Below are 9,239 nucleotides of genomic sequence, written 5' to 3'. Positions count from 1 at the left end.
CGACGCCAACGGCATCATGCACGTGACCGCCAAGGACCTGGGCACGGGCAAGGAGCAGAAGATGACCGTCACCGGCGGCTCCTCGCTGCCGAAGGACGACATCGACCGGATGGTCCGGGACGCCGAGCAGTACGCCGAGGACGACCGCCGCAAGCGGGAGGCGGCCGAGACCCGCAACCAGGGCGAGCAACTGGCCTACCAGACCGAGAAGTTCCTCAAGGACAACGAGGACAAGGTGCCCGCCGAGGTGAAATCCGAGGTCGAGGCCGCCGTCGGCGAGCTGAAGGAGAAGCTCAAGGGCGAGGACAGCGCGGCGATCCGGGCCGCGTCGGAGAAGGTCGCGGCGGTGTCCCAGAAGATGGGCCAGGCCATGTACGCCGACGCGCAGTCGGCCCAGGCCGGGGCCGGTCCCGGTGCGGCAGGCGGGCAGACCGGGCAGGCCGGGCACCAGGCCAAGGCCGACGACGATGTGGTCGACGCCGAGATCGTCGACGACGACAAGCAGGAAGGACGCGGACGATGAACCGCCCGACCGACCGCGGCCCGCTCCCCCGCCCGCCGCTCGCCCTGGTCGGCCGCGGCGGCCCGGAACGCGGCCCGGCCCCACCGCCGCCCCAGCCCTCCCCGCCCCGGGAACGGCACACGGGCGAGCCGGGCACCGCACCGCCTCGCGCTCCCGCCGGAGAGCCCGGCGGCGGCCCGCGCAAGGGTCCCGACACCGCCCGCCTGGAAGCCGAGCTGCGCGAACGCACCGCCGATCTCCAGCGCCTCAAGGCCGAGTTCGACAACTACCGGCGGCGGGTCCACCGGGACCGGCTGGCGGTCGGTCAGATCGCCGTGGTCAACGTGCTGGAGCGGCTGCTGCCCGTCCTGGACGCGATCGCCGAGGCCGGTGCGCAGGGCGAGGTGACCGGCGGCTTCCGGCGCGTCGCGGACCTCCTGGAACGCGAACTGGCCGCCCTGGGCCTGGTCCCCTTCGGCACCGCCGGCGACCCCTTCGACCCCACCGTCCACGAGGCCGTCTCCTACACCCCGCCCGCCCCCACGGACCACATCACGACAGACGAGCGCCCGGTCTGCGGCCAAATCCTCCGCCAGGGCTTCCTGGTCGGCGATCGCCTCCTCCGCCCCGCCCAGGTAGCCGTCACCGGGGAGCCGCCACCACGGCACGAGACCCAACTGCCGTAGGCCGGGCCGACTGCCCGCTCCCTCCCTCGCTCCCGGGGCCGTGCCCGGTCTCGTCCCCGGCCCCGGGCGTCATCAGCTCCACCACCCGCCCCGCCGGCGACACCGTGACCTCCAGTCGCGCCGGCGACCCGGCGGCGACCGGTCCTTTCTGACGGTACGTCAGACGGTAGCCGCCGCCCTTGCGCCCGTTCCCGCCGTCGCCAGGCTTACCGGTGCCGTCACCCTGCAACGGAACGAGGGTGGCCTCCGCGCCCTCCGCCACCCCGGGGCACCACTTCCGCACGAAGCGGTCCGCAACGGCGCGTGCCCGGTCCGGGGACAGCGGCTCGCCGGCCTCCGTGGCGGGTCCCACCGGCTTCATCGTGAACCGCTCCAGCCGCCGCTCCGGCCACAGGGCGACCGCCGAACCGCCTCCCGCGACCTCCATCGTGAGCCGCCAACGCCCGTCGGACAGCTTCAGGTCGTTCCCTCCGCCAGGGCCCGCGCCTGGCCCGAACAACTCGGTGACGGCTGCCTCGATCCAGGCTTCCCGCGGGCGGCTCTCCGCACGCCGGGCCTGTGCCTGTGCGTCCCCGTCACCCGGCTCGACCGTGAGCAGGAAGAGGCCGGTCAGCAGCAGTCCGCCGGCGGCGGCCGCGCCGGTCCCCCACAGGGTGTCGCGGAGCGTCACCGGACGGCGGCGCGCGCGGATCCACTGGACGGCGGTGCCGAGCAGGACGCCGAGCAGCCCGCCGAGCGCGTTCGCCTTGAGGTCGTCGTAACTGCACGCCCGGCCCAGCTCCGTCACCGCCTGCACCAGCTCGATGGCGCCGGTGAGCAGCAGCGCGCCGGCCAGCACCGCGACCGGGCGGGGGAACAGCAGGACCGCGAGGAAGCTCACCGGGACGAACAGCGCGACGTTCAGCCGCGACGACTCCGAGCCCAGGAACTCCCAGCCGGGCAGCCCGATATCGCAGGCCCCGGACTGACCGGAACCCCCGCCTCCGGGCAGCAGGGTCACCACCAGCACCCCGGATAAGGCTGCCGCGGTCAGCACGGACAGGACGACCGGGCCGCCCCTGGCCCGGGCAGCGGCCGCGGCGGCGGCCCCCAGGAGGGCGGCGAGGAGGAGAAAGGCCGGTATGAGGCCCGGCACGGCACCGATGGAAGCGTTGATCACCGGATTCCCTTGGCGGAGTCGTTGGCGGAGTCGTTGACGCAGGCGCGCGAAAGGGCGCGAAAGCGCCGGAACTGTCGAAGTGCGGAAGTGTAGTCAGGGATGTGTGACCGTGGGTAACTCCGCACCCACTGGCGGGACCTGTGCCCGTCCTGTGTTTCAGGTCGCCTGCCTGGCCAGTCGGCGCAGGGTCCGCGCGGCAGGTGATCCGGGGTCGGCCGTGATCAGGACGACTTCCTGGTCATCCTCGGGCACGAGCAGGACGTCGCAGTTCAACCGCAGCGGGCCGGTCTCCGGGTGATCCAGGGTCTTGGTGCGGTGCCCGGGGGCGTGGACCGGGCGCGTGTGCCATATCTGCCGGAACTCCTCGCTGCCGGTGTGCAGTTCGGCCAGGAGAGCGGTCAGCTGCGGGTCATGCGGGTAGCGGTCGGCGGCCCGCCGCAGCCGCGCCACGACAATGTGCCCGAACTCCTCGGCGCTGGAGCTCTCGTACATCCGCCCCTGGCCGAGGAAGCGGCGCCGGGCCAGGTTCGTCCTCCCGCCTGCGAGATCGCCGCCGAGCAGTGCCTGGGCCAGAGGGTTCCAGGCGACGACGCCGTACGCGGCATCGGTGACGATGGCGCCGGTCTCCGGCAACCGCTCCAGCATCCGGGCCACCTGCGGGCGTACCCGCCGCACCGCGCTGATGCCGGGCGGTGCGCTCGTTCCCGCCAGACGGAACAGGTGGCTGCGCTCGGCCGGCGTGAGCCGTAGTGCCTGGGACAACGCGTCCAGGATCCGGGGGGACGGCCGCGGGCCCCGGGCCTGCTCCAGCCGCGTGTAGTAGTCGACCGACATGTGGGCGAGTTCCGCCACCTCTTCGCGGCGCAGGCCCGGTGTCCGGCGATCGGTGCCCGTCGCCGTCAGGCCGACCTCGGGTGGACGCAGGCCCGCCCTGCGGTCCCGCAGGAAGCGGGCCAGTTCCTGCCGTGCCATACCGCGTCCTCCCACTGCCTGGTACAGGTTGTCCCTGGCAGGCCGCCCGCGGCCAGGGAACGGTAGGTGCCATGAACGATCGCACAGCTCTTGTCACCGGTGCCGGCAAGGGCATCGGCAAGCACATCGCCCGGCTCCTCGCCGCCGAGGGCCTCACCGTGTACGTGGGCTCCCGCGACCGCGGGCGCGGACAGCGAGCCGTCGAGGAGATCGGCGCGGGCGCCCGCCTGCTGGTCCTCGACGTGACGGATCCGGACGGCATCGCACGGGCCGCGACCCAGGTGGACCGCCTGGACGTGCTGGTCAACAACGCCGGGATCTCACCGTCACTCGCCCCGCCGGCCGCCACGGGCGTCGAGGAGTTCCGGCGCACCTACGAGACCAACGTCTTCGGGGTGGTGGCGGTGACCAACGCCTTCCTGCCCGCCCTGCGCCGGTCCCCGCGTCCCCGCATCGTCAACGTCTCCAGTGGCACCGCATCACTGACCTGGAGCACGCACCCCAACCCCCAGTTCACCCCGGGAAGCGGCGGCGCCGCCGCCTACCGGTCGTCCAAGGCCGCCCTCAACGCCCTCACCGTCCTTTACGCCCAGACGCTGGCCGAGGACGGCTTCAAGGTCAACGCGCTCGCCCCCGGCATGCGGGCCACCGACCTCAACCCCCTGGCCGCCGCTGCCGGCGACGACCCGGCCGAGGCCGCCCAGGGAGCCGCCCGCCTGGCCCTGCTACCGGACGACGGCCCCACCGGTGGCTTCTTCTCCTGGGACGGAACGCCGGTGCCCTGGTGAGCGGCGCTGACCAGGCCCTGTTGAAGGAAAACGGGCCCAGGTCTCCCAGTGGGCACCGAGCGTCGCAGCTCCATGATCACCGGGACCTGGCCCGCCTCGATGCCTGGGCTCCTCGTGCCGCCTGTCCGCGCGCTCCGAGGGGCCTCGGGTGCTCTTGCGGGCTCGCCGGGCCGCGGTCAGGGTGGGTGGGCGTAAGCGCCCGGCGCCGCGCGCACGGGCTACCGGCCGGAACGTGACCCGGCCCGAACGCGGAGGGAGAGCCCGTGGCTTCCTTGGCCGAACCGAACGGCACCCCGGCCGCCCCGGCGAACGGCGAATTGGCCTATTCGAGCGCCGGTTTGGCCGATCGGAACCCCGACGGCTCAGCCGGCCCGGGCGGCGACATCCCCGACGTCTTCGACCCGCGCCGCTACGCCGCCGGGCTGCCGCACGCCGCGTACCGGCTGCTGCGCGACCGCTACCCGGTGGCCTGGCAGGACGAGCCGGAGGTACTGGGCTGGCCGGCCGGGCCCGGTTTCTGGGCGGTCACCCGGCACCGGGACGTCGTACGGGTCCTGAAGGACGCGCGGACCTTCTCCTCCTGGCTGGGGGCCACCCAGATCCGCGATCCCGACCCCGCCGACCTGCCGTTCATCCGGCGGATGATGCTCAATCAGGACCCGGCGCCGGGCACGGCACCGCGCGCGGGCGCGGCGGAGCCCAACGACCACGGGCGGCTGCGGCGCCTGGTCAGCCGGGCCTTCACCCGCGGCCGGGTGGAGCGCTTCGAGTCCGCCGTACGGGCCCGGGCGCGCGCCCTGCTGACCGCCGCGGTCGATGCCGCGCGCGGGGGCGGCGACGGGGTGTGCGATATCGTCACGGCGGTCACCGACGACTACGCCCTGCTCAACCTCGCCGATCTGCTGGGTATTCCGCCCGGCGACCGCGGGCTGCTGCTGCACTGGACCCGCCGCGTCATCGGCTACCAGGACCCGGACGAGGCCGGCCCGGAGGTGGCCGGCGCGGACGGCCGACCCGCCGATCCGCGCTCCCCGGCGATGCTCCAGGACATGTTCGGCTACGCCCGCGACCTGGCGGCGCACAAGCGCCGGCATCCGGGCGACGATGTGGTCTCGGTGCTCGCCGCCGACCGCGAACTGACCGTCCCGGAGCTGGAGATGTTCTTCTTCCTGCTGACCGTCGCGGGCAACGACACCGTCCGCAGCGCCGCCCCGGGCGGACTCCTGGAGCTGGCCCGGCACCCCGCCGCCTACCGGGCGCTGCGTACCGGCGCGGTCCCGGTGGCGAGCGCGGTGGAGGAGCTGCTGCGCCGGCACCCGCCGGTGCTCAGCTTCCGCCGCACCGCCGCCGAGGACACCGAACTGGCCGGGCAGCCGATCCGGGCCGGCGACAAGGTCGTGGTCTTCCACGGTTCGGCCAACTACGACGAACGAGTCTTCACCGAGCCCGGCCGGCTCGACCTCGCCCGCACCCCGAACCCGCACGTCTCGTTCGGCGACGGCCCGCACGTGTGCCTGGGCGCGCATCTGGCCCGGTTGCAGCTGCGGGTGCTCTACGAGGAGACCTGCGCCCTGCTGCCGGCCGTGGCGGTCGGCGGACCGCCGCAGCGGCTGGTGTCCAACTTCATCCACGGGCTGAAGTCGCTGCCCCTGCGGCTCGCGGAGTGACCCGGAGCCGCCCTGGCAGGCCGCGTACGGCCGGCCAAGGCGGGGCCGGTCGGTGCGCGGCCGGTCAGTGCGGCGCCGGGGCGATGTGCCGTCCGGCGGTGTGCGCGGTGGTCCAGTCGAGGATCTGGACGGCCGCGCCGGCGGCCTCCCGCCCCTGGCACCGGGCGTGGTGGCGGCGGGCGATGGCGTCCAGGTCGAGGTGGCGCCCGAAGGCGGGGTGCGCGGCCAGCCGGCGGGCGTAGGCCCACAGGCGGCGGTGGCCGGCCATGCGGTGCACGGCGTCGGCGTCCAGGTGCCAGCGGTGGACGGTGTCCAGCTGGACGAGGGTCACCCACAACCGCACGTCCGCCGCGGTCGGTTCGCCGCCGAACAGGTACGGGCGGTCCGCCAGTCGCCGGTCCAGCTCGGCGAGCGCCCCGAGGAGGGTGGCCAGCGCGGTCCCGTAACCGGGGTGGTCGCTGCCGAGCCGGCCGGCGCGCTGGGCGGCCTGGTTGATGCCGTCCTCGCAGAGCCGCTCCAGCGCGTCGAGGGCGCCGTCGGTCCCGGCCGGGTACAGGGCGCGGCCGCGGGCAGCGAACCGTTCGGCCAGGTCGCGCTGGATGTCCGGGGCGTGTGTGCTGACGATCCGTCCGGTCCAGTCGTCGCTGAGCACCGGCGCCGCGGCCGGACCGCGGTACTGGTGCGCGCTGGCCTCGTAGAGCGGGCGCAGCGCGGCGTAGCCGCAGTCCGGGGCGTCGGGCACGGCGGGCAGCACGGTCACCGGGAGCCGGTCGCCGAGGTCGAGCAGGGTGTGGGTGATGGCGATGCCCAGACAGTGCGGACAGGACGGGGAGAGGTGGAGGCGGTAGCGGTGCGGGACGGGGTAGTGGCCGCTGCGCATGTCGGAGCCGATCCGGCCCCGGAAGGCCGGGACGGCGGCCCGCGGCGCGGCGGCGGACTCCTCGGCAGCGGACACGGTGGACGGGGAAGCGGAGATGGAGGTCATACGAGTCCCTGGGTGCGAGGTCCGGTTCGTTCGTGAACGTACGGGGGGCGGGCCGGCGACCGGCGCCGGTGGCGTTCGCCTAGGGGCCTGTGGGGCGCCCTGCGGACACAGGCGGGTGTTACGGGCGCGGACGGACGTCCGTAACGGCTTCCGGGGCAAGGGGCTTGGGCCCGCCGGGGTGGCGCGGCGTCAGGGGAACGGGCCGCCGGCGCCTCGTGGGGGGACTACGCCGCGCTGCAGACCCGCAGCAGATCGATGTGCCGGCGCGAGGTGAGCAGGGGCAGCGGACGGGCCGCGCACCCGGCGCGGTCGCTGTCCCGCTCTGCGTGCCCCATGTCGTTCCCGCCTGTCGGCCAGTGTTCCCGCCTTGAGTGTCGAGGGGGCGCGGGGCGGCGTCAAGGGTGGTGCGCGCGCCCGTTCCGGCCGCTCGGGGATAATGCCGCCATGCGGATTTCAGCCAGAGCGGACTACGCGGTGCGCGCCGCGCTGCAACTCGCGCACGCCCGGGACGGCGGCCCGCTCAAGGCCGAGGCGATCGCCGACGCCCAGGACATTCCGCACAAGTTCCTCGAAGGCATCCTGGGCGATATGCGCCGGGGCGGTCTGGTGCTCAGCCAGCGCGGCGGGAACGGCGGCTACCGCCTCGCCAAGCCCCCGGAGGCGATCAGCATCGCCGATGTCATCCGGGTCGTGGACGGCCCGCTGGTGTCCGTACGGGGCGTGCGCCCGCCGGAGTTGTCGTACACCGGGCCGGCCGAGTCGCTGCTGCCGCTGTGGGTGGCGCTGCGGGCCAATGTCCGGCAGATCCTGGACGGGGTCTCGCTGGCCGATGTCGCGTCGGCCGAACTCCCCAGCCGCGTCTCGGCGCTGACGGAGGACCCGGCGTCCTGGACCAATCCGTAGTCCGCAGTCCGCAGGGCTCGGCGTACCGGGTCGACGGCCGGCTCCGCCCCCGCGCGTCCGGAATGCGACCCTGACCCGTCCACCCCTTGAACACCCCTTGCTCCGGACGAAAGTTCAGCCGCATGATGCAGGAACCCAATTCCCTACCAATCCAGTGGGAAAGCTAGGGAACCCAGGATGACCAGGGGACCCAGGGAACCGCAGCACGCGTGGAACGGGGTTCCCCACGCCCCCGTTCCGGCCGAGAAGGACGGTGAACGGCGCCATGCCGAAGAGGTCCGCAGCACGCCCCGCCGCCCCGCCGGCCGCGCCCCCGGCGGAGGACGCGCTCTGGCCCCGCGTCACCCGCGAACTCGCCGACGACCTCGCCGTCGACGCGCTGGCCCGGGACCGGGCCGGCAAACCGCCGTTCGACGAGGTGTCGCGGCTGCGGGAGGCCGGGCTGCCGGCCCTGCTCACCCCGCCGGGGCCGCTCAGCGGCGGCAGCGACTGGCGCACCGCCTGCGCGGTGATCCGGGAGATCGCGGCGGCCGACAGCTCCATCGGGGAACTCCTCGCCCGCCATTACGCGTTGACGTGGAGTGCCCGGTTCTTCGGCACGCCGGAGCAGGCCGACGCGCTCGAACGCCGGGTCGCGGACGGTCAGTGGCTGCTGGCCGGCGACACCGGCGGCACCGGCCACCCCTCCGCCGACGCCGAGCCGCCCGCCGCCCCCGGCACGACCCCGGACCTCACCCTCACCCCGGACGGGTCCGGCCACCTCCTGCACGGCCGGCGCGCGTTCGCGGCCGGCGTCGCGGTCGCCGACCGCCTGGTCATCGGCGCCGGCGACACCGAGACCGGCGACTGGCTGATCGCGCTGGTCGATCCGGCCCACCCCGGTGTCACCACCGAGCCCGCCCACGACCGCCTGGGCCAGCGCCTCACCGGCGCCGGCAGCCTCACCTTCGACGGCGTGCCGGTGGCGCCCGGGCAGATCCTCGGCACGGTCTCCCACGACGAGCAGCACCTCACCCCGTACGCCACCCTGGCCCCGCTGGCACTGCGGCTGGGCCTGGTCCATGTCGCGCTGGGCATCGCCGAGGGGGCGCTGGCCGAGGCCCGCGACCTCAGCCGCGCCGCCCCGCGCGCCTGGCAGGGGGCGGAGCCGGGCCCGGCCGGGTATCCGGAGCAGCCGGGCCGCGACCCGTATCTGCTGCTGGCGTACGGCGAACTGGTGGCCGCCGCGCACACCGCCGCGGCCGTCGTGGAACCGGCCACCGAGGCGCTGGCCCGGGGCCTGCTGATGGGCGGGGAACTGGGCGTCAACGAGCGGGCGGACATCGCGGTGCTGGTCGCCGCGGCCGAGGCGGTCACCGGCCAGGCGGCACTCCAGATCACCACCCGCATCCTGGAGCTGACCGCCGCCGACGGGACCGTCGGCGACCCGGGCTTCGACCGCTTCTGGCGCAACGCCCGGGTGCTGACCGCGCAGCGCTCGCCCGCGCACAGCCTCCGCGCGATCGGCGACCACTATCTGAACGGCGCGCACCCGCCGCTGACCCTGCGCATCTGAAGGCCGCCCGGCGGGCGCCCCG

The 9,239-nt window shown here is 74.7% G+C and carries 10 protein-coding genes; 6 read left to right on the top strand and 4 right to left on the bottom strand.

Features of this window, described 5'->3' with window-relative positions:
* Together ADL22_RS20020 and grpE are read left to right on the top strand one after the other, a co-directional pair.
* A partial coding sequence (locus ADL22_RS20020) for an Hsp70 family protein (protein ID WP_159048695.1) occupies window positions 1-523 on the top strand: 523 nt, incomplete at its 5' end.
* Window positions 520-1,188: a nucleotide exchange factor GrpE gene (gene grpE, locus ADL22_RS20015; RefSeq protein WP_066981257.1), complete on the top strand. Its 669-nt coding sequence runs from the start codon at window positions 520-522 to the stop codon at window positions 1,186-1,188. The genes ADL22_RS20020 and grpE, both read left to right, overlap by 4 nt.
* Here the strand turns inward: grpE and ADL22_RS20010 are convergent.
* Both ADL22_RS20010 and ADL22_RS20005 read right to left on the bottom strand, forming a co-directional pair.
* Complete coding sequence (locus tag ADL22_RS20010; protein WP_066981254.1) at window positions 1,145-2,347, bottom strand: VanZ family protein; 1,203 nt, start codon at window positions 2,345-2,347, stop codon at window positions 1,145-1,147. The genes grpE and ADL22_RS20010 overlap by 44 nt on opposite strands.
* Before the next feature lie 156 nt (window positions 2,348-2,503).
* Complete coding sequence (locus ADL22_RS20005; RefSeq protein ID WP_066981250.1) at window positions 2,504-3,319, bottom strand: helix-turn-helix transcriptional regulator; 816 nt, start codon at window positions 3,317-3,319, stop codon at window positions 2,504-2,506.
* 71 nt (window positions 3,320-3,390) lie between these two features.
* On the opposite strand from ADL22_RS20005, the gene ADL22_RS20000 reads away from it, so the two are divergent.
* Window positions 3,391-4,107, top strand: coding sequence for an SDR family oxidoreductase (locus ADL22_RS20000; protein WP_066981247.1), 717 nt, complete (start codon window positions 3,391-3,393; stop codon window positions 4,105-4,107).
* A 338-nt stretch (window positions 4,108-4,445) separates the two neighbouring features.
* The gene (locus ADL22_RS19995; RefSeq protein WP_066981296.1) at window positions 4,446-5,774 is read left to right on the top strand and encodes a cytochrome P450; all 1,329 of its coding nucleotides are present in this window, start codon (window positions 4,446-4,448) and stop codon (window positions 5,772-5,774) included.
* A 64-nt stretch (window positions 5,775-5,838) separates the two neighbouring features.
* Here the strand turns inward: ADL22_RS19995 and ADL22_RS19990 are convergent, their stop codons facing one another.
* Window positions 5,839-6,759 (bottom strand): glutathione S-transferase C-terminal domain-containing protein, encoded by a 921-nt coding sequence (locus tag ADL22_RS19990; RefSeq protein ID WP_079064278.1) that lies wholly within the window; start codon window positions 6,757-6,759, stop codon window positions 5,839-5,841.
* A 224-nt stretch (window positions 6,760-6,983) separates the two neighbouring features.
* The gene (locus ADL22_RS36845) at window positions 6,984-7,094 is read right to left on the bottom strand and encodes a putative leader peptide (protein ID WP_324615592.1); all 111 of its coding nucleotides are present in this window, start codon (window positions 7,092-7,094) and stop codon (window positions 6,984-6,986) included.
* A gap of 109 nt (window positions 7,095-7,203) precedes the next feature.
* On the opposite strand from ADL22_RS36845, the gene ADL22_RS19985 reads away from it, so the two are divergent.
* Both ADL22_RS19985 and ADL22_RS19980 read left to right on the top strand, forming a co-directional pair.
* Window positions 7,204-7,662 (top strand): RrF2 family transcriptional regulator, encoded by a 459-nt coding sequence (locus tag ADL22_RS19985; RefSeq protein WP_066981244.1) that lies wholly within the window; start codon window positions 7,204-7,206, stop codon window positions 7,660-7,662.
* 265 nt (window positions 7,663-7,927) lie between these two features.
* The gene (locus tag ADL22_RS19980; RefSeq protein WP_066981290.1) at window positions 7,928-9,217 is read left to right on the top strand and encodes an acyl-CoA dehydrogenase family protein; all 1,290 of its coding nucleotides are present in this window, start codon (window positions 7,928-7,930) and stop codon (window positions 9,215-9,217) included.
* The last annotated feature ends 22 nt before the right edge of the window (window positions 9,218-9,239 follow it).

The organism is Streptomyces sp. NRRL F-4489 (assembly GCF_001509485.1).
Classification (GTDB): domain Bacteria; phylum Actinomycetota; class Actinomycetes; order Streptomycetales; family Streptomycetaceae; genus Streptomyces.
The sequence above is the reverse complement of the archived record's forward strand: the minus strand, read 5'-3'. Positions and strand labels throughout refer to the sequence as shown.